Source organism: Corallococcus terminator (genome assembly GCF_049194865.1).
Taxonomy (GTDB): Bacteria; Myxococcota; Myxococcia; order Myxococcales; family Myxococcaceae; genus Myxococcus; species Myxococcus terminator_A.
This window is the reverse complement of record NZ_JBLZWL010000132.1, coordinates 25335-43581: the sequence shown is the minus strand read 5'-3', so window position 1 is coordinate 43581 and position 18247 is coordinate 25335. Positions and strand designations below refer to the sequence as shown.

Annotated in this window: 19 protein-coding genes; 8 read left to right on the top strand and 11 right to left on the bottom strand. The window is 69.0% G+C overall.

Annotation, left to right across the window (positions count from 1 at the left end; all coding sequences use genetic code 11):
* The 4 genes from hemC to ACN469_RS39570 all read right to left on the bottom strand — a co-directional run.
* Positions 1–491, bottom strand: a 491-nt coding sequence (gene hemC, locus ACN469_RS39585) for a hydroxymethylbilane synthase (RefSeq protein ID WP_498776879.1), incomplete at its 3' end; no start/stop codon positions are given.
* Positions 488–1819 (bottom strand): glutamyl-tRNA reductase, encoded by a 1332-nt coding sequence (gene hemA, locus ACN469_RS39580; protein WP_498776877.1) that lies wholly within the window; start codon positions 1817–1819, stop codon positions 488–490. The genes hemC and hemA, both read right to left, overlap by 4 nt.
* A gap of 2 nt (positions 1820–1821) precedes the next feature.
* Positions 1822–2637 (bottom strand): cytochrome C assembly family protein, encoded by an 816-nt coding sequence (locus ACN469_RS39575; RefSeq protein ID WP_498776875.1) that lies wholly within the window; start codon positions 2635–2637, stop codon positions 1822–1824.
* A 33-nt stretch (positions 2638–2670) separates the two neighbouring features.
* Positions 2671–3051: a hypothetical protein gene (locus ACN469_RS39570; protein WP_498776873.1), complete on the bottom strand. Its 381-nt coding sequence runs from the start codon at positions 3049–3051 to the stop codon at positions 2671–2673.
* A 184-nt stretch (positions 3052–3235) separates the two neighbouring features.
* On the opposite strand from ACN469_RS39570, the gene trxA reads away from it, so the two are divergent.
* Together trxA and ACN469_RS39560 are read left to right on the top strand one after the other, a co-directional pair.
* Entirely contained in the window at positions 3236–3565 is a 330-nt protein-coding gene (gene trxA, locus ACN469_RS39565; RefSeq protein WP_498776871.1) for a thioredoxin, read from the top strand.
* A gap of 641 nt (positions 3566–4206) precedes the next feature.
* Positions 4207–4422 (top strand): hypothetical protein, encoded by a 216-nt coding sequence (locus tag ACN469_RS39560; RefSeq protein WP_498776869.1) that lies wholly within the window; start codon positions 4207–4209, stop codon positions 4420–4422.
* Positions 4423–4476: 54 nt separating this feature from the next.
* On the opposite strand, the gene ACN469_RS39555 is transcribed toward ACN469_RS39560, so the two are convergent.
* The 5 genes from ACN469_RS39555 to mreC form a co-directional block, all read right to left on the bottom strand.
* Positions 4477–5160, bottom strand: a complete 684-nt coding sequence (locus tag ACN469_RS39555) for a PilZ domain-containing protein (protein ID WP_498776867.1) — start codon at positions 5158–5160, stop codon at positions 4477–4479.
* A gap of 140 nt (positions 5161–5300) precedes the next feature.
* Positions 5301–6452, bottom strand: coding sequence for a rod shape-determining protein RodA (rodA, locus tag ACN469_RS39550; protein ID WP_498776865.1), 1152 nt, complete (start codon positions 6450–6452; stop codon positions 5301–5303).
* Positions 6436–8478, bottom strand: a complete 2043-nt coding sequence (gene mrdA / locus ACN469_RS39545; protein WP_498776863.1) for a penicillin-binding protein 2 — start codon at positions 8476–8478, stop codon at positions 6436–6438. Before mrdA ends, rodA begins: the two co-directional genes overlap by 17 nt.
* Positions 8475–8975, bottom strand: a complete 501-nt coding sequence (locus tag ACN469_RS39540; RefSeq protein ID WP_498776861.1) for a hypothetical protein — start codon at positions 8973–8975, stop codon at positions 8475–8477. The genes mrdA and ACN469_RS39540 overlap by 4 nt, the downstream gene beginning before the upstream one ends.
* Positions 8972–9832 carry a rod shape-determining protein MreC gene (gene mreC / locus ACN469_RS39535; RefSeq protein ID WP_498776859.1) on the bottom strand — a complete coding sequence of 287 codons (861 nt, stop codon included), beginning with the start codon at positions 9830–9832 and terminating at the stop codon, positions 8972–8974. Before mreC ends, ACN469_RS39540 begins: the two co-directional genes overlap by 4 nt.
* 219 nt (positions 9833–10051) lie before the next feature.
* Here mreC and ACN469_RS39530 point away from each other — a divergent pair, with 219 nt between their 5' ends.
* Positions 10052–11623, top strand: a complete 1572-nt coding sequence (locus ACN469_RS39530) for a peptidylprolyl isomerase (RefSeq protein WP_498776857.1) — start codon at positions 10052–10054, stop codon at positions 11621–11623.
* 94 nt (positions 11624–11717) lie between these two features.
* Here the strand turns inward: ACN469_RS39530 and ACN469_RS39525 are convergent, their stop codons facing one another.
* On the bottom strand, positions 11718–12818 hold the full coding sequence (locus tag ACN469_RS39525; RefSeq protein ID WP_498776855.1) for a GGDEF domain-containing protein: 1101 nt from the start codon (positions 12816–12818) through the stop codon (positions 11718–11720).
* A gap of 58 nt (positions 12819–12876) precedes the next feature.
* Between ACN469_RS39525 and ACN469_RS39520 the strand changes: the two genes are divergently transcribed.
* Both ACN469_RS39520 and ACN469_RS39515 read left to right on the top strand, forming a co-directional pair.
* A complete protein-coding gene (locus tag ACN469_RS39520; RefSeq protein ID WP_498776853.1) occupies positions 12877–13470 on the top strand; it encodes a Maf family protein in 594 nt (197 codons plus the stop codon).
* A gap of 2 nt (positions 13471–13472) precedes the next feature.
* Positions 13473–14144: a YggS family pyridoxal phosphate-dependent enzyme gene (locus ACN469_RS39515; protein ID WP_498776851.1), complete on the top strand. Its 672-nt coding sequence runs from the start codon at positions 13473–13475 to the stop codon at positions 14142–14144.
* A gap of 24 nt (positions 14145–14168) precedes the next feature.
* Here the strand turns inward: ACN469_RS39515 and ACN469_RS39510 are convergent, their stop codons facing one another.
* Positions 14169–14381 (bottom strand): hypothetical protein, encoded by a 213-nt coding sequence (locus ACN469_RS39510; RefSeq protein WP_498776849.1) that lies wholly within the window; start codon positions 14379–14381, stop codon positions 14169–14171.
* 321 nt (positions 14382–14702) lie between these two features.
* Here ACN469_RS39510 and ACN469_RS39505 point away from each other — a divergent pair, with 321 nt between their 5' ends.
* From ACN469_RS39505 to ACN469_RS39495, 3 genes are read left to right on the top strand one after another with little or no spacing between them, the layout of a single operon-like run.
* Positions 14703–15509 (top strand): DUF3108 domain-containing protein, encoded by an 807-nt coding sequence (locus tag ACN469_RS39505; protein WP_498776847.1) that lies wholly within the window; start codon positions 14703–14705, stop codon positions 15507–15509.
* 25 nt (positions 15510–15534) lie between these two features.
* On the top strand, positions 15535–17226 hold the full coding sequence (locus tag ACN469_RS39500) for a DUF4091 domain-containing protein (RefSeq protein WP_498776845.1): 1692 nt from the start codon (positions 15535–15537) through the stop codon (positions 17224–17226).
* A 21-nt stretch (positions 17227–17247) separates the two neighbouring features.
* The gene (locus tag ACN469_RS39495) at positions 17248–18165 is read left to right on the top strand and encodes a DUF3108 domain-containing protein (RefSeq protein ID WP_498776844.1); all 918 of its coding nucleotides are present in this window, start codon (positions 17248–17250) and stop codon (positions 18163–18165) included.
* Positions 18166–18247 lie beyond the last annotated feature (82 nt).

Below are 18247 nucleotides of genomic sequence, written 5' to 3'. Positions count from 1 at the left end.
CCCGCGAGCCCCAGCTCCTTCGTCTTCTGCAGCCGCGTCTGCACGTTGCCGCGCAGGCTGACGATTTCGAGGTCCGGCCGCCGCGAGCGCAGGATGCAGCTGCGGCGCAGCGACGACGTGCCCACCCGCGCGCCCTGGGGCAGCGAGTCCAGCGTCTGTCCCGAAAGGCCACAGAAGGCATCGCGAGGGTCCTCGCGCGTCGGCACCGCCGCGAGCACCAGGCCCTCCGGCAGCTCGGACGTCATGTCCTTCAGGCTGTGCACCGCGAGGTCCGCGCGGCCGTCGATGAGCGCCTGCTCGATTTCCTTCACGAACAGGCCCTTGCCGCCCACCGCCGACAGCGGCGCGGACAGGAAGCGGTCTCCTTCGGTGGACAGCTCCACCAGGGAAACCTCCAGGCCTGGATGATGCGAGGCCAACAGCGCGCCCACGTGGCGGGCCTGCCAGAGCGCCAGCGGGCTCTGTCGGGTGGCGATGCGCACGGCCTTCATCGCTTGGCCCCCGTGGCGACCTGCTGCGGAACCGGGGCCAGGGAAGAGACCTCCGCGTCCGCCGCCTCCAGCTCCGCCTCGAGAAGCCCGAACAGCTCCGCGGCGGCACCCGCCAACCGATTGCCCTCACCCTCCGGCCCCACGGCGCGCAGCCGCGAGGTGGGCTCATGCAGCAGCTTGTTCACGATGGCGCGTCCCATGGCTTCGATGCTCTTGCGCTGCTTGTCCGTCAACCCATCACCCAGCGACGTCAGCGTGCGCTCCACCTCCGAGCGGGCAATGGCCTCCGCGCGCTGGCGCAACCTCGCGAGCACCGGCATGCCCTCGCGCAGCGCGCGCTCCTTGACGAAGCGAGCCACCTCCTGCGCCACCAGCACACCCGCCTTGTGCGCCTCCTCGGCGCGCGCGGCGGCGTTTTCCGCGACGAACTTCTGGATGTCGTCCACGTCGTAGGCGTGCACCCAGTCCAGCGTGCCCACCCCGGGGTCGATGTCTCTTGGCACCGCCAGGTCCACCATGAACAGCGGCCGGCCCTTGCGCCCCTTGCCCACCGCGCTCACGTTCTCCCGCGTGAACAGCGGCACGGGCGACGCGGTGCTGCACACCACCACGTCCGCGGCGCCCAGGAGCGCGAACAGCTCCTCGAAGGGCCGCGCCACACCGCCCACCTCCGTCGCCAGCGCCTCCGCGCGCGCCAGCGTCCGGTTGGTGATGAACAGCTTCGTCGCACCCGCCTGCTGCAGATGGCGCGCCGCCAGCTCTCCCATCTCCCCCGCGCCCACCACCAACACCGTCTTGCCCTTCAAGCCGTCGAACACCTTGCTGGCCAGCTGCACCGCCGCCGACGCCATGGACGTCGCCGCGCGACCGATGGCCGTCTCCGTGCGCACCCGCTTGGCGCAGCCGAACGCCGCCGCGCACGCACGCGTCAACTCACCCCGCACCGCCCCCGCGCCCTGCCCCCGCTCGAAGGAGTCCTTCACCTGACCGAGAATCTGGGCCTCGCCCAGCACCATCGAGTCCAGGCTGGAGGCCACCCGGAACAGGTGGATGAGGGCCGCCTCTCCCCGGTGCTCGTAGAGGTGCTCCAACGCCTCGTCACCGCCCAGGGCGCGCAGCTCCGACACCGCGCGCTCCCGCGCCATCATCCCGTCCGGCGCGGAGAGATACACCTCCACCCGGTTGCAGGTGGACACCCAGAGCACCTCCACCGGCGACTGGGCCAGCCGCTGGAGCACCTCCACCTGCCGCGACTCGGACAGGGCCAACCGCTCGCGCACCACCAGGGGCGCCGTACGGTGGGACAGGCCAATGCAGACGAGCTCCATACTCAGGGAATCCTCAGGGCGGCCGCCGTGCTCGAAGTCACGTCGTACGAGGTGAGGAACGAGACCAGCACCAGACAGAATCCCGCCATGGTCAGCAACGCCACCCGGCGCCCCCGCCAGCCCGCGAAGATGCGCGCGTTGACGAGCGCGGCGAAGACGGCCCACGCCACCACCGTCGCAATCGACTTGCCATCCCACTGCCAGCCCACCGTCGTGGCGACGAAGAACGCGCCCGTCGCCAGGGTGATGGACAGCGCGATGAAGCCCCACACCACCAAACGCCGATTGAGGGTGTCCAGGAACTCCAGCGACGGCAGCCGGGAGAACAACAACCCGAAGCGCTTGGCGCGCACCTGCCGCTCCATCAAGAGGTACATGACGCCCACGCCCGCGGCCACCGCGAACGCGGCCAGCCCCAACAGCGCCAGGGTGATGTGCAGCGGCAACAGCGGCTGTCGCACGCCCGGTGGGAGCGGCGACTGGCCTCCGTGCATCAGCAGCCCGGGTATCAGCACCGTCACCGCCAGGGGCGTGAGGAACGCGCCGATGACGGGGCGGCGATAGCGCACATCCAGCGCCAGGAAGATGGCCAGCAGCAGGAAGGCCAACGTGGAGAAGCCCTGGGCCATGCCCACGGGCCGGCCGGACTGGGCCCCCAGCAACTCGAAGAGGGCCACCCCATGCAGCACGAGCCCCCCGCCCACCAGCACGCGCCCGGCCATGGCCAGCGCGTCCGACTGGCGGACGAGGTAGGCCAGGTAGGCCACGGCGGCGATGCCGTAGGCGTGGCAGGCGAGCGATACGAGCGTGTGGCTCATGGATTCAGGCAATAACCGTGACAGACAGGCGAATCAGCCCATCTTGTTGAGAAGGAACGCCGCCAACAGGTCGGTCTCCGAATCGGGTTTCTTGCCCGCCGCCTCCGGCTTCGGCGCCCCGGAGGGCACCTCCGTCACATACCCCGGAACGACCTCGTAGGCGGACTCCCCCACCAGCACCGAGTCGGCCATCTGCTCGGCCCCCAGGCGGGAGAGCTGCTCCTCGGTCTTCACCTTGGCCACCAGGCCGTGGGTGTCCTCGCCCGACACGAGTTGCACGAAATGAACGGCGGGGGAGACGGCGAAGGCGGTGCCGCCCTCGGCCATCACCACCAGCCTGCCATCCCGCAGGTCCGCTTTGTCGGCCAGTGCCCACTCCTCGAGCTGGGACTGGGGCAGAAAGAGCTTCGTCACGTCCGCCAGCCTACACCAGCACCGGGCTTCGGGGGGGAGCCGTTCGGAATGAAGGGTGAAACCCGCGCTTCCCCACCGCATCATTTCTGGCAGATCGGTCGACGGTCCGCCGATTCTTGCAGGCTCCCGGGGCACGTACTAGACGACGCGCCGTGCAGGCCGGACAGGGCCCGAAGGAGACACCATGGCAGGCGACAACGTGAAGGCGGTCGGAGATGGAGACTTCCAGGAGCAGGTGCTGGGCTCCCAGGAGCCCGTGCTGGTGGATTTCTGGGCGACCTGGTGCGCGCCGTGCCGCGCCATCGCCCCGTCCATCGACGCGCTCGCCACCCAGTATGGCGGTCAGGTGAAGTTCACCAAGATGAACATCGACGACAACCAGCAAACGCCGCAGGACTACGGCATCCGGTCCATCCCCACGCTGCTGCTCTTCAAGGGCGGCAAGGTCGTGGAGCAGATTGTCGGCGCCGTCCCCAAGGCGCGCATCGAAGAAGCCATCAAGAAGGCGCTGTAAGCCGCTTCGCCGGGCCTGCGCGCACGTGAGGACTCCTTGTCCCGCGCGCGCCTCGCCCGGCGCTTCTGTTTTGTCGACGCGGGGCGCCACACCACCCCGATGCGCTGTCCGGCTGTGGGATGCGAGAAACGTCCCCCGGAGCGCCTGCCCGACCTGATACCGCCCCCCGCGTGAGCCAGCCCTCCAGTTCATGGCTTGTGAGCGGATCCTTCTCGCGAGCCCGGAACCGTTGGAGCAGCGGCTTTGCCAGAGGGCGCCCTGACTCAACTCAACCCAAGTCTCGCGGCGAGCCTTCAGCGATTTCTCAGACTCCGCGTCATTTTCACCCCTGCGGACAAATACAGCGCAGATACTAAATCGTCTCCCAGCTTGCCTGCGGGAAACACGTATCCCTTTGCAGCCTTGTCATCAATTTTCCGCGCGGGTTTGCGAGTCATACAAGACCCCGCCCAGGTTGTATTGACAGCGTTGACATCCACCGCCAAAAAGGCGCATTGGAAGGCTTGTTTGTTTTGACTGTTTTCACGGGAGTTTTCATGGCACGACCACGTAAGGAGTTGTCGAAGGTCCCCCTGACCCCCGCATTGGTGAATTGGGCGGAAGCGCTTGGCGATGCAATTGGCCGAGGCGTCCTCCGGGCGATGAACCAAGGCATGCCCACGGGTGGCAACAGCAACGGCATGACGGCGAGCCGTCGTCGTGGCCGGCCCCCCAAGGCGCTTGCGGGCAACATGGTGGCGTCGGACCGGCGCTGCACCATGCCGGACTGCACGCGGGAGCAGCGCTCGAAGGGACTGTGTTCAGCGCATTACCAGGCGGAGCGAAGGCGTCTGCTGGCGGGTGGCAAGCCCGCCTGAGACACGCTGTTCGCGGTGGCGCCCACGGCCCTGGGCGAGCCGCCGCTCAATTCGTTACTTCGTCTGCCAGGGGTCCGCTTCGGTGCTCGTGGCCTTGAGCAGCTCCCACGCCGAAAGGACATCCACCACCCGCTCCAGCTCGTTGGGCAGCGACCGCGCCCGCTGGGAGTGCAGGTAGTCCTCCGCGAAGGCTCTCAGCCGGGCTCCCACGAAGAGCCGCGCCAGGGCGACTTCCGTCTGTCCACTGAAGTCGAGGAAGCGGATGCCGAAGCCGCTGCGGCCGTCAGGGCCGTCCCCGCGCTCCTCCCGGACGATTTGCGCCCGAGCCCGCACCGGTGAATCCCCCGGCTCCAGGATGAAGCTCACCCCCAGCACCGTGCCCATGGGCAGGTAGAAGGTGCTCTCCAGGAAGGCCCCGCTGACGCTGACGTTGATGGAGGCCAGGCTCGCCGCGAAGCGCCGTCCGCCCTCCTCGTCATCCACCCAGACCTCGAAGCGCGTCGTCAGCTGCGCCCGGGGGAACTCCCGGTGCTCCGACTCCCCCTGGTTGCGCTCGATGATGGGGGCGAACGTTGGCAGCAGCGGCGGCGACGCCACCGGCCGTCGGACCTCGTCCTTCGCCACGACGGGCGCCCTCGCCACGGGCGGTGGCACCGCGGGCTTCACGTCCCTCGCCACCACGGGAATCTCCGCCACGCGGACACTCCCACTCACCTTCTGCCCGACCTTCCTCTGCATGCCTGACCTCCACCGGCCCGAGAGGGACTCGCCCTCCCCCCGGAATTGGTGGGGTGATTCATACACCACCCGCGAGCTGCCGCCAGCGCCCCGCACCATCCTTTGGGAGCGCCCGCTTCAGCGTCGCGTGTCGCGGCGTCTCAGAACATGTGACGACGCATGCTGATGTTCACCAGCAAGCCAATGCTGAGCATCACGGACATCATGGAAGACCCGCCATAACTCATCAGTGGCAGGGTAATTCCCGTCACCGGGAGCAGGCCGATGACCATGCCGATGTTCTCGAACACCTGCCAGAAGAGCATGGCGACGACGCCCACGGCCACGAAGGCGCCGAACCTGTCTCGGGCGTTGAACCCCACGCCCAGGCCGAAGATGAAGATGGCGCCGTAGAGGACGAGCAGCACCGTGCACAGCACGAAGCCGTGCTCCTCCGCCCACACGGAGAAGATGAAGTCGGTGTGCTGCTCGGGCAGGAAGCGAAGCCCCGTCTGGGTGCCCTCGCGCCAGCCCTTGCCGGACACGCCGCCGCTGCCCACCGCGATTTTGGACTGGGCCGCGTGGTACCCGCTGCCGCGCAGGTCCGCCTCCGGGTCCAACCAGCCGGAGATGCGCTGACTCTGGTGCTTCTTCAGGTAGTGCCGGACGATGGTGGGCCGGGGCTCCGGCACGTCGCGCACGTAGTCGTTCCAGATGACGATGCCGCCCGCGAGGATGGCCGCGACGAGCGTGGCGACGAGGTACCAGCGCACCTTTCCGAAGAGGATGACGGTGAGCGAGGACAGGCCAATCATCAGCGCGGTGCCCAGGTCCGGCTGGACGAGCACGAGGACGAAGGGCACGCCCACGACGAGCAGCGGCTTCCACAGCCGGACCAGGCCGTAGGACGGCTCATTGGGGCGGAAGTCGTCGTGGTAGACCTTGGCCAGCATCAGCACGACGCCAATCTTCATGAACTCCGCGGGCTGCAGGCGGAACGGGCCGATGACGAACCAGCTCTCCGCGCCCTTGGCCGTGTGGCCGATGAAGCGCAGGGCGATGAGCGCCAGGATGTTGGAGACGTAGATGGGCAGCGCCATGCGCTGGATCCACCGGTAGTCCACCAGGCACACCACCAGCACGGCGACGACGCCCAGTCCCAGGTACAGCGCCTGGCTGGACCACACCGGCGCGAGCGGAGGACGCGACGCCGAGGCGAGGTTCCAGATGCCCAGCAGGGACACGCCCAGCACGCAGATGATGAGGCCCCACGGGACGTGGGGCACCATCCGCCGCTCAATCCTGAGTTGCATGGGTGTCCTCCGAGGCGGCGTCGTCGCCCGGCAGCACCTTCGGAGGCTTCACGCCGCGCGTCAGGGCCGCCTCGTCCGGAGACGGCGCGCGCAGCACCGAGGGGGTGTAGGGCTGGTTGGGACGCGGCGGCGGCGCCGTGGCGTCCAGCTTCTTCAGGTCCAGGTACTTCTGGATGACGGCCATCGCTGTCGGCGCCGCGTCCGAGCCACCATGGCCACCGTGCTCGTTGAGCACGACGACGGCTATCTCCGGCTTGTCCGCCGGGGCGAAGCCGGCGAACCAGGCGTGGTCTCTCTCGAAGAAGCTCATCTGGTGCGTCTTGAGGCGGATGGCCCCCAGGCGCGCCACCTGGGCGGTGCCCGTCTTCGCCGCGACGAGGACGTCCAAATCACGCATGCCCTTGAGGCGTGAGCGGTAGGAGGTGCCGCCCGGCTCGTGGGCCACCTTCACCAGGCCCTCGATGACGGCCTTCAGGTGCGGGGGGGACAGCTCCACCCGGCGGACGACCTCCGGCTTGAACTCCTGGATGACCTGCCCGTCCAGGTTCTCCAGCCGCTGCACCATCTGCGGCTTGTAGAGCATGCCGCCGTTGGCGATGGCCGCGTACATCAGCGCGAGCTGGAGCGGCGTGACGTTGTTGTCACCCTGGCCGATGGCGCTGTTGAGCGCCATGCCCTTGGTGTAGCCGCCCGGCGAGGCTTTGTCGTGGTACGCGCTGGTCGGCATGATGCCGGGCACCTCCGCCACCACGCTGATGCCGGTGGGGCTGCCCAGGCCCAGCGACTTGCCCATCTCTCCAATGGGGTCCAGGCCGATGGTGTCCGCGACTTTGTAGAACCACGTGTCACACGAGCTCTTCATCGCGTCCAGGCCGTTGACCGGGCCATGGCCTCGGTCCAGGTGACAGCGCCAGGTGCGCGCGCCCAGACGGTAGCCACCGGGGCAGTTCACCACCGTCTCCGGACGGAAGGCGCCGGACTTGAACGCCGCGAGCGCGGTGACGACCTTGAACGTGGAGCCCGGGCTGTAGTGCTCTGCGGCCACGCGGTTGACCATGGGCTCCAACGGATCTCTCGACAGCTGCGCCATCTGCGTGGGCGTCACGCGGCCCGTCAGGAGGTTGGGGTCGAAGCCGGGCCGCGACACCAGCGCGCGGATGAAGCCCGTATGCACATCGATGGCGACGACGGCGCCCGTCACGCCAGGGAAGGCGCGCTCGGCCTCCTCCTGCAGGCGCATGTCGATGGAGAGCACCAGGTTGCTGCCGGCCTGGGGCTGCACCACGGCGTTGTCGCCCAGCTTGACGTTGAGCTCTTCAATCTTCTGGCCGCGCGCGTTGACGACCTCCTTGCGCACGCCGTCCTGGCCGCGCAGGCGCTGCTCGAAGTAGCGCTCCAGGCCGCGACGGCCGATGTAGTCCCCCAGCGCGTAGCGCGAGCCGTCGCCGTTGAGGCGCTCCAGCTCCTCCTGGGTGATTTCGTTCATGTAGCCCAGCACGTGCGACAGCACCGTGTTGGTCCGGTAGTGGCGGTGCGGAACGGGGGCCACTTCCACGCCGTCCAGGATGTCGCGGCGGGCGGCCAGGCGGTCGTACTCGTCCCGCGTCAGGTCCACGCGCACCGGCACCGGCTGGAAGGGCGCGTTGCGGCGGCCCTGGCGCACCAGGTCCTCCACCTTCTTGGCCTGGTCGGCATCCCACTGGAGCAGCTCCGCCAGCCGGGGGATGACCTGCTCGGCGCAGTCGGTGCAGAAGGCGGGCGTGACGACGGCGTCGAAGGACGGGCGGCTGTCGACGAGGATGGTGCCGCGCGCGTCCTTGATGACGCCCCGGTCGGCGCGCAGGCGCACCTCCTTGACGAAGTTGGCCACGCTCTTGGCGGAGTACTCCTCGCCCCGGGTGATTTGCAGGCGGTAGAGCTGGATGGACAACAGCACGAGCCCCACCGTCATGGCCAGGCCCAGCCAGAGGAAGCGCCGGCGCAGCTCGCGACCCGGCGTCGTGTTGCCCAGCGTGGGAGGCGTCACCTCAGCAACCCCGCCGGACGGTCCTGTGCCGCCTCGAAGCGTCGCAGCAACGGGAAGAGCGCCAGCGCCGCGGCGCCCGTGAGCGCCACCTGCACGGGCAGGCCCGCCAGCACCGGCCCCGTGCCACTGTCCTTCACCGTCAGCCAGGTGAAGAAGGTCGCCAGCAGGCCGTGCCCCACGTCCGCGCCCATGGCGAACAGCGCGAAGGACAGGCCGCCGCGCACGTCCACGAAGGTCGACACCAGCCGCCCCACCAGGAAGGTGAAGACGGCGAGGAAGGTGAACAGCCCCGTGGGCTGACCACTCATCAGGTCCAACAGGTAGCCCACCGCGAACGCGGAGAAGGCCCCCTCCAGCAGCGTGGCGCGCAGGGCGAGGAACGCCACCAGCACCACGGTGACGTCGATGCGGCCCAGCACCAGGCCCGCCTGCTTGACGACCACGGACTCCAGCGTAAGCAGCGCCAACGCGATGCCCACCGTCACCAGGAACTTCATTTCGACGCACCCTCCGCCGCGCTGCCCTGCGCCATCGCGCTGTAGGGACTGCCCACCACCAACACCTCTTCCAGCTTGCTGGTGTCCACCGCCGGCACGATGTCCCCACCCTGGAACATGCCATGCTCCTTCTTCTCTAGATGGGTCACCCGGCCCACCACCAGCCCCGGTGGGTAGATGCCATCCGTGCCCGAGGTGATGATGAGGTCGCCGTTGTCCACGTCCTCGGTGCGCAGCATGTTCTCCAGCTTCAAAGGTCCGCTGCCAGCACCCGACGCGGTGCCCCGCGCCCTGGAGCGCTGCACCCTCACCGCCACCCGGCTCTGCGAGTCCGTCACCAGCGCCACGTCAGAGTAGCTCCCCGTGGCCCGGATGACCTGTCCCACGATTCCATCCGGCGTCACCACCGACATGCCCCGGAAGACGCCCTCCTTCTCCCCCGCGCTGATGCGCACCGACAAGAGCTTGGCCACCGGATTGACGCCCACCACCCGCGCCGGAATCTCCGGCCCCGCCGCGGCCTCCGCGTAGCCCAGGAGCTTGCGCAGCCGCTCGTTCTCCGTGCGCGACTCGCCCAGCGCCTGGACCGAGGCCCTCAATTGGAGGTTCTCCAGACGCAGGGTGTCATTCTCCTGCCGCACCCCGCGCAAATCCAGGTAGTGGCGCACCGCCGACACGGAGCCCTCGATGGAGGCCGTGAGCAGTTGCTGGACGGGCGACGTCACCGCGATGACCGCCCGGTCAATGGGATTGGGGTCCCTGACCTTGCGCCCGCTGAGCAGGAAGGCGACCAGCGGGTAGAGCAGCAGGACGCCGACCAGGAGGGGGCGCCGATATCGCTTGAGGAGCGACAGCACAGAGGGGAATTCCGGGGTGGGAGGGGAGTGCGGAGGGTAGGGGGCGGCGCTAAACTCTCTAAATCGCTTGCATTTTCCGGTGCAGTGTCCTAGGCAGTCAAGGCCCTGTGACGGGGGTGGCCGCAGGTAAACCACCCTCCGGCCGGGCTACCAACAACACCGCGTCGCGAGTCCTTCCGCACGACTTTTCTCGGCGCGTTTGCTCTCGAAGTGACGACAATGGACGGTCTGAACCCCCGGAAGGTCTTTTCCCTGCTGTTCATCATCGGCATCGCGGTGGTGTTCACGCTTCAGTTCGGGCCGGGCAGCTCCGGCTTCGGCTCCACGGGCCCCGCCACCACGGCGCCGGGCTCGGTGGCCAAGGTGAACGGCAAGGAAATCCCGCTGCGCGACTTCGCCACGGCCTGGGCCCGGCAGATGAGCTTCCTGCGTTCGCAGGGCAGCCCCATCCCCGAGTCCGTGGCGCGGCAATTCGGCATGCACAACCAGGTGATGGACAGGTTGGTGAACACGGAGCTTTTGGCCCAGGCGGCCGAGCAGCGTGGCATCAACCCGTCCGACGAGGAGCTGCGCAAGCTCATCCACCAGAACACGGACTTCCACGCCAAGGAGGGCGGGTTCGACTTCTCGCGCTACCAGCAAGTGCTGCGCGACTTCTACCGGAAGACGCCCCAGGAGTTCGAGACCGAGCTGCGCCGCCAGCTGGCCGCCCAGAAGATGATCGAGGTCGTCCGCGCCAACGCGGTCGTCTCCGATGACGAGGTCCGGGCCCGCTACGAGAAGGACGGCAACCAGGCCAAGGTCGTCTTCGCGCGCTTCCTGCCCACCATGTTCGCGGACAAGGTGACGGCGCCCACGCCCGTGCAGCTCGCGGACTGGAAGAAGGCGCACGAGAAGGAGATCAAGGACTACTACGAGGCCAACCGCTTCGTGTACCAGCAGCCGGAGCGCATCCGCGCCCGTCAGGTGCTGGTGAAGCTGCCCCTGGAGGCCACCGCCGAGCAGAAGGCGGAGGCGCTCAAGAAGGCGGAGGCGCTCAAGAAGGACATCGACGGCGGCAAGGACTTCGCCACGGTGGCCCGCGAGAGCAGCGAGGACCCGGGCAGCAAGGCGCGAGGCGGCGACCTGGGCTGGGTGGAGCGTGGCAGCTGGGAGCCGGCGCTGGCGGACGCGGCCTTCGCGCTCACCGCGGGCGGCGTCACGCAGCCGGTGGAGACGAAGTTCGGCGTGCACCTCGTGAAGGTCGAGGAGAAGCAGCCTGCCCAGGACAAGAAGCTGGAGGAGGTCCAGGACGAGATCGCCACCACGCTCTACAAGCAGGAGCGCGCCAAGGACCTGGCGAAGGCGGAGGCCGACAAGGCCCTGGCCACCGTGCAGGGCGGCAAGACGCTGAAGGAGCTGTTCCCGCCGGAGAAGGAGCAGCCGGCCATCCTGCGCTTCGAGACGGAGACGCGTCCGGAGGCCGTGGAGACGGACAGCTTCACCGCCGAGGGTGAGGCCGTGCCGCACCTGGGCCCCGCGCCCGCGCTGGTGAAGGCGGCCTTCGCGACCACCAGCCCTCAGGTTTTGGGCGAGACGTTCCCCGTGGGCGAGGGCTTCGTGGTGGCGCAGGTCGTCGAGCGCCAGAAGCCGGACGCCGCGGGCTTCGAGGCCAAGAAGGACACCCTGCGCGCCCAGGCGCAGCAGGCCAAGCAGATCGAAGTGACGGAGTCCTTCCTCAAGGCGCTGAAGAAGAACGGCGACGTCGTGACGAACACCGAGGCCATCGACTCGGTGGTGGGCGCCGGGTAGTCGTCTTCCCGCACGACGCAGTCCCACGAGGGCCGGGCCGAGGGTGTTCCCCTCCCCGGCCCTCGGCCTCTCCGGGGTGGTGCGCCTTGCAGCTTCAGCGCGCCGGGAAGTCGGAGCCGTTGCCGCCGTTGCCAGAGTCGGGAGGGGTGGGCTCGGCGACGCAGATGGCGTCCCGGCCTCGGGCCTTGGCCCCGTACATGGCGAAGTCCGCCGAGCGGATGAGGTCCAGCGCGGAGGTGGCGTGGTCCGGGAAGGTGGCCACGCCCACGCTGGCGGTGACGCGCACGTCCAGGCCGTGCTCCTGGAGGAAGGAGCGCCCGCGGAACGCCTCGCACACGCGCTGGGCGATGAGGGCCGCGCCGTCCTGGTCCGTCTCCACCAGGAGGATGGCGAACTCGTCCCCCCCGTAGCGGAAGACGGCGTCCAGGCCGTTGCGCCCCATGCCGATGAGCAGGTCGCCCACCTCCTTCAGCGTGGCGCTGCCCATCAAGTGCCCGTGACGGTCATTGACGCTCTTGAAGTGGTCCAGGTCCAGGAAGACGAGCGACAGCGGGTGGCGGAAGCGCGCCGAGCGCTTCACCTCCGTGTCGAGCAGCGCGCGCAGGTGCCGGGCGTTGTAGCAGCCGGTGTGCTCGTCGGTAATCGTGAGCTCCTGCACCCGGCGGAAGTTGCGCGCGTTCTCGATCGCGATGGCCGCGTAGTCGGTGATGGCCGTGAGGGTGGTGAGGTCGTCGTTGGAGAACGGCGGGTCCGTGGGGCCGTTGACCAGCTCGATGACGCCCAGCACGTGGCCCCGGGACAACAGGGGCACGGCGAGGATGGAGCGGGTGTGGAAGGCGGAGGCCTCGTCGAAGCGGGGCGAGAAGCTGGGGTCGCCGCCCACGTCGTGGACGAGCCGGGCCACACCCGAGGAGAAGACGGCGCCGGCGATGCCCTCGCCGGGGTTGAGCTGAAGGCCCTTGAGGACGCCTGCTCCCTCGCCCACGGCGATTTCGAAGTAGAGCTTCCCGGTGCGCTCATCCTGGAGGATGAGGGACCAGTTGCGAGGCAGCAGCAGGCTGCTGACCTTCTGCATGACGAGCGCGAGCACCTCGCGCAGCTCCAGCGTGGACGTCAACGCCTTCGCCATCTCGTTGAAGGCGGCCAGTTGTTCCACTGTCCGCTTCATGGCCGACAGGAGGTCCGCGGGATTCATCCGTAGAGTCCACTCCGAGGCGCGAGTCTGCTAAGGACGCGACGCTTGGAGCCGTAACATGCACACGCACGCTGATCAAACGTTGCTCGTCCTTGCCTCCGGTTCTCCCCGCCGCAGGGACTTCCTGTCGCAACTGGGTCTCACTTTTACCGTCTCCGCGGCGGACATCGACGAGACGCCCCGCCCAGGCGAGGAGGCAGGCCCCTACGTCCTCCGGCTGGCCCGGGAGAAGGCCACCGTCGTGGCCTCCCGCTACCCCGGCGCCTGGGTGCTGGCCGCGGACACCACCGTGGCCCTGGGCTCGGAGCTGCTGGGCAAGCCCCAGGACCCGGCCGAGGCCCGCGCCATGCTCGGCCGCCTGTCCGGGAAGACACATGACGTCCACACCGGCGTCGCGCTCGCGGGCCGGCACGAGGAGGCGCTCGTCGTGCGCACCCGCGTCACCTTCCGGGAGCTGAGCGCCGCGGAGATCGCCTGGTACGTCGGCACCGGAGAGCCGGTGGACCGGGCGGGCGCCTACGCCATCCAGGGACAGGGCGGCTTCCTCGTCGCCTCCGTGGACGGGAGCCCCACCAACGTCGTCGGCCTGCCGCTGGGAGAGACGCTCGCGCTGATGGAGCGCGCTGGCGTGCCCCTGGCCTGGAAGCGTTGAGCATGGGCTCGGACCTCGCGGAGCGGCTGGAGGCGGTGCGAGCGCGGGTGGCCTCCGCGTGCGCTCGCGCGGGGCGCCCCGTGGAGTCGGTGACGCTGGTGGCGGTCTCCAAGCTGAAGCCCGCGGGGATGATCCGCGAGGCCTACGCGGCGGGCCAGCGCGACTTCGGGGAGAACTACGCGCAGGAGCTGCGGGACAAGGCCGTGGAGCTGGCGGACCTGGAGGGACTGCGCTGGCACGCCATTGGCCCGCTGCAGACCAACAAGGTGAAGTACGTGGCCAAGGTGGCCAGCGCCTTCCACGCGCTGGAGCGACTGGAGGTGGCGCGCGAGCTGTCCAAGCGCCGCGAGGGTGCCGCGCCCCTGCCCTGCTTCGTCGAGGTCAACGTGGGAGGCGAGGACACCAAGTCCGGCCTGGAGCCCTCCGCCCTGCCCGACTTCCTGGCCCAGGTGCGCGAGCTGCCCGGCCTGCGGCTGGTGGGACTGATGTCCCTGCCCCCGCCCACCGACGACGCGGCCCGAGCGCGCGGCTACTTCCAGGCGCTGCGCGAGCTGGCGCGAAGCCATGCGCTGCCCGAGCTGTCCATGGGCACCACGCACGACTTCGAGCTGGCCATCGAGGCGGGCGCGACGCTGGTGCGCGTGGGCACCGCCCTCTTCGGCGAACGGACCTGAGGGCCACCGCCCTGACGGGCGGCCTCAGATCTCCTTGAACTTCACGCGGCCTTCCGTGCTGACGCTGACGCGATACTCGCAGCCGCAGTAGTTGCAGCGCAGCTCGTCACCGTCGCCGAAGCCGTCATGCACGGGGTTGTTGGCGTCGCAGCCCGGGCAGTCGAACTCCTTGTTCTTGCCGCTGCCCTTGGACGACTCCTTGAGGTCGTCATCGTCGAAGTCGTAGTTGCCGGACATTTTCCCGTGCCTCCGTGGCAAGGCGCCGCCTACCTGTAGGCGCCGGGACGGGAGGCTATCAGCGGTGTCGGCCGGTGGACATGCCCGGCTCGCTGGAGAGCAGCCGGGCCTGGGCCCCCAAGAGGCGCCAGGGGGCCCTTGCGTGCGAGACTGCGTCCCCGCTCGGCCCGGCGTCGCCCCCACGGCGAGGGAACGAGCGTCCGTTGAATGCCCGTGGGCCGGGCACGTCCATGGAAATGTGGAGTGGCGGGAATGGTTCGGGGGCAGGGCCTGGCAGGTGGCAGGCAGGCTACTTAACTTCCTAGCGATGGAGCTCAACCGATGCGTGCGCAGTCCAATTGGGGTTTCGCGGCGATGCTGGCGGGCCTGGTCTGGTCGGCGTCGGCCATGGCTCAGGAGCCTTCCGCGAACCCGGCGTTCGGCCCCGGTGAGCAGGCGCAGTATCGCGTGAAGTACCTCGGCGTGACAGCGGGCACCGCCCAGGTGACGGTCGGCTCTCCCATGAAGCAGTGGGGCGAGGACGTGTGGCCCATCGTCGCGGTGGCGCGCTCGGACGCGCTCATCGGCGTGTGGCCCATCAAGGACAAGTTCGTGTCGTACTGGAAGTCCGGGACGCAGTCCGTCGTCGGCAGTGACTTGCACGCGGACGAGAACGGCAAGCGCCGTCGGCAGCGCATCAAGATGCAGCCGGATGGCAAGAGTGTCTTCGTCGTCAAGCAGAAGGAAGGCGAGTCGCCGCGCGAGTCCACCGCCGAAGTCGTGGCGGGGACGCTGGACGTGACGGGCGCCACCTTCGCGCTGCGCAACCGCGACCTGGTGGTGGGCGCCGAGTACACCTACCCCGTCTTCACCGGCAGCAAGAGCTTCACCATGCGCGCCAAGGTGGAGGCGCGCGAGACGATGAAGACGGAGCTGGGCACGCAAGAGGTCTTCAAGACGCGGGTGCAGGCGGAGTTCGGCGGCAGCCTGACGTCGAAGCGGGACATGTTCGTCTACCTCACCACGGACGTGCGGCACGTGCCGGTGCGGGTGGAGGCGGAGTTCGCGCTGGGCACGGTGGTGGCGGAAATCACCGACTACCAGCCCGGTCGAACCATGGCGGTGGCGAGCGCGGAGAGCGGTGGATAGCACCGCTGGAGAGTGACGGGAGCGGATGGGCGCGGGCTGGGCGTGGGTGGTGCTGGCGGCGATGACCGCCACACCGGAGCCAATGGTGGTGTCTCCCCTGGTGAAGGTGCGGCCCGGCGCCGCGCTCCAGGGGCGGCCCCAGGCCCGCCTGAGCGTGGCGCGCGGTGAGTGCGAAGGCGTGCAGGTGGTGCTCCCCGGCACGGTCCAGAAGCTCCAGGTGACGCCCCTGTTCCTCGGTGGCCCCGGGGAAGCGCTGAGCACGTCCCTCTGGCGCGAGGGCTATCTCGACGTCCACCTCGCCTCCAACAGCGAGGGTGCCCAGGGCCCGTGGCCTGATGCGCTGCTGCCGCTGAGCGCGCCCGTCCCCGAGGAAGCCCGAACCCTGCCCGCCGTCCTCTACGTGGAGGTGTGCGCGCCGGAGAGCCAGTCACCGGGCACCTACTGGGGCACGCTGCGCGCGCGCTTCAACAAGGTGGAGCGCGTCGCGGTGCCCTTCACGGTGGAGGTGCAGCCCTTCGTACTGCCGGCGACGTCCTCGCTGCCCACCAGCTTCGGCATCTCCCTCTACAGCATCGCCCGGGGACATGGGCTCCAGCCCGACTCACCGGAGGCGCGCGAGCTGCTGGGCGCGTACGCACGCGTCCTCCTGGAGCACCGGGTGAGCGCGCACGGCATGAGCATGACGCCGCCTCCCGTGAGCTTCGAGGAGGGCAAGGCCCACCTGGACTGGAGCGCGTACGACGCGGAGATGGCGCCCTTCCTCGAGGGGAGCCTGTTGCCCTCCGGCGCCCGCTTCACCACCGCCGAGGTGCGCGACAACAAGCAGGCCGTCACCGAGGAAGAAAAAGTCGCGTACTACCGCGCCTTCGCCGAGCACTTCCGCAAGAAGGGCTGGCCCGCGCAGCTCTTCTTCTACGCCAAGGACGAGCCGAAGCCGGAGGACGTGCCCCTGGTGCTGGCGCAGTCCCGCCGGGTGCGCGCCGCGGGGGGCAGCCAGGTGCTCATCACCAGCCCGCTCGACGACACGCTCGCGCCAGCCGCGGACATCCTCGCGCCCACGCTCAACTGCTTCCATCCCCGCTCTGGCCCCTCCACCTGTCGAGCCGTGCACGAGCTCGCGGAGCTGCGCGCGAAGCTGCCGGAGTCCACCCAGGTGTGGTGGTACCAGAGCTGCAATTCACATGGCTGCAACGGCGGCCCCGCTCCGGACTCCGAGCAGGAGCGGGCCTACAGCGGCTGGGCCTCGTACATGGTGGACCACCCCGCCCCGCTCAACCGGGCCATGGGCCCGCTGGCGTTCGCCAGTGGCGTGGACGGCGAGCTCTATTTCGACACCGTCTTCGCCTACAACACGAAGGAGGACCCCTGGACGGACCTCCTCGAGTTCGGCGGCAACGGCGACGGCACCCTCTTCTATCCGGGCACGCCCAGGCACCTGGGAGATTCCGGACACCACCCGGTGCAGTCCCTCCGGCTCAAGCATTTGCGAGACGGCCTGGAGGACTACGAGTACCTCCGGCTCCTCTCCGAGCTGGGAGACCAGGCGTTCGCCCGAGACGCGGCACGTCACCTGGTGCGCACGGGTTGGGACATCCGCCGGGATGCGCGAGAATGGACCCAGGTCCGCCAGCTCGTGACTGCCCGGCTCCGGCAGCGATGGTCTACGTCCGAATTTGCGAAGCGTCCGGGCCGTCACACGCCCAAGAGCACCCCGTAATCACTTGTGGAAGGAAGAAGGATGAGCTCCCTGCGCACCCTCCTCGCGGCCTGCCTGATGCTGTCCTCCGGCGGCACCGCCTGGGCCCAGCTTCCGGACACGGAGGCCGACAAGCCCGAAGCCGACAAGCCCGCTGACGCGAGCGCGCCGGCGACACCCGAAGAGCCCCCTGTCACCGTGGAGCCCTGCGCCAACGCGCTGCCCGCGCTGCGCATGCCGTTGGCCTTCATGCCCGGCGAGGTGCTCGAGTTCGACCTGGACGCCATGGGCGCCCAGGCGGGCACGATGACCCTGCGCGTCCAGAAGCCACAGGACGGGCAGATTCCCGTGCTCGCCGAGGCGCAGACCAACTCCTTCTTCTCCAAGGTCCGCCGCGTCCGGGGCAGCGCCACCACCTGGCTGAACCCCAAGACGCTGCGCCCCAAGCGCTACGTGGAGGACGCCACGGAGAACGAGATGCGCCGCAAGGTGGAGGTCGCCTTCACCCACAAGGACCGCGCCATCAAGGTGGACTATCAGATCGGCCAGCGCGCCAAGGGCCAGTACAACTACACCTACGACAAGGACGGCCTGGACGTCGCGGGCTCCATCTACCTGCTGCGCCAGCTCCCGCTCGAGGAGAACATGTCCGTCTGCTTCGACGTGTACGGCGTGCGTCGGCTGTGGCGCATGCAGGGCCAGGTCCTCAAGAAGGAGCAGGTGACGACGCCGCTGGGCCAGTTCACCGCGTGGCACCTGGTGGGCACCGCCGTGCGGTTGGACCGCCCCAAGCAGAAGCGCGAAGTCCACGTCTGGCTCTCCGACGACGCGCGCCGGCTTCCCCTGGCCGCCGTGGGCACCCTGGACCTGGGCGCCGTGCGCGCCACCCTCACCTCCGTCAGCCGCCCCGGTGAGAAGCGCCAGGAGGCCGGCCCCGGCAAGGAAGAGATGAAGTGGTGACGAGGGGCTGAAGTCCCCTTGCGAGAGGCCCGGTGCGCGGTATTCCCGGGCCTTTCGTGTTGAACACAAATTGATTCTGGTT

Bases quoted from the DNA above. Each gene is read 5' to 3' on its own strand.
- ACN469_RS39555 (WP_498776867.1), bottom strand. From the start codon at position 5,160: ATGCAGAGGAAGGTCGGGCAGAAGGTGAGTGGGAGTGTCCGCGTGGCG.
- ACN469_RS39540 (WP_498776861.1), bottom strand. From the start codon at position 8,975: ATGAAGTTCCTGGTGACGGTGGGCATCGCGTTGGCGCTGCTTACGCTG.
- ACN469_RS39525 (WP_498776855.1), bottom strand. From the start codon at position 12,818: ATGAATCCCGCGGACCTCCTGTCGGCCATGAAGCGGACAGTGGAACAA.
- ACN469_RS39560 (WP_498776869.1), top strand. From the start codon at position 4,207: ATGAACCAAGGCATGCCCACGGGTGGCAACAGCAACGGCATGACGGCG.
- ACN469_RS39500 (WP_498776845.1), top strand. From the start codon at position 15,535: ATGGGCGCGGGCTGGGCGTGGGTGGTGCTGGCGGCGATGACCGCCACA.
- ACN469_RS39495 (WP_498776844.1), top strand. From the start codon at position 17,248: ATGAGCTCCCTGCGCACCCTCCTCGCGGCCTGCCTGATGCTGTCCTCC.
- ACN469_RS39505 (WP_498776847.1), top strand. From the start codon at position 14,703: ATGCGTGCGCAGTCCAATTGGGGTTTCGCGGCGATGCTGGCGGGCCTG.
- ACN469_RS39520 (WP_498776853.1), top strand. From the start codon at position 12,877: ATGCACACGCACGCTGATCAAACGTTGCTCGTCCTTGCCTCCGGTTCT.
- ACN469_RS39510 (WP_498776849.1), bottom strand. From the start codon at position 14,381: ATGTCCGGCAACTACGACTTCGACGATGACGACCTCAAGGAGTCGTCC.
- rodA (WP_498776865.1), bottom strand. From the start codon at position 6,452: ATGCAACTCAGGATTGAGCGGCGGATGGTGCCCCACGTCCCGTGGGGC.
- trxA (WP_498776871.1), top strand. From the start codon at position 3,236: ATGGCAGGCGACAACGTGAAGGCGGTCGGAGATGGAGACTTCCAGGAG.
- hemA (WP_498776877.1), bottom strand. From the start codon at position 1,819: ATGGAGCTCGTCTGCATTGGCCTGTCCCACCGTACGGCGCCCCTGGTG.
- ACN469_RS39515 (WP_498776851.1), top strand. From the start codon at position 13,473: ATGGGCTCGGACCTCGCGGAGCGGCTGGAGGCGGTGCGAGCGCGGGTG.
- ACN469_RS39575 (WP_498776875.1), bottom strand. From the start codon at position 2,637: ATGAGCCACACGCTCGTATCGCTCGCCTGCCACGCCTACGGCATCGCC.
- ACN469_RS39530 (WP_498776857.1), top strand. From the start codon at position 10,052: ATGGACGGTCTGAACCCCCGGAAGGTCTTTTCCCTGCTGTTCATCATC.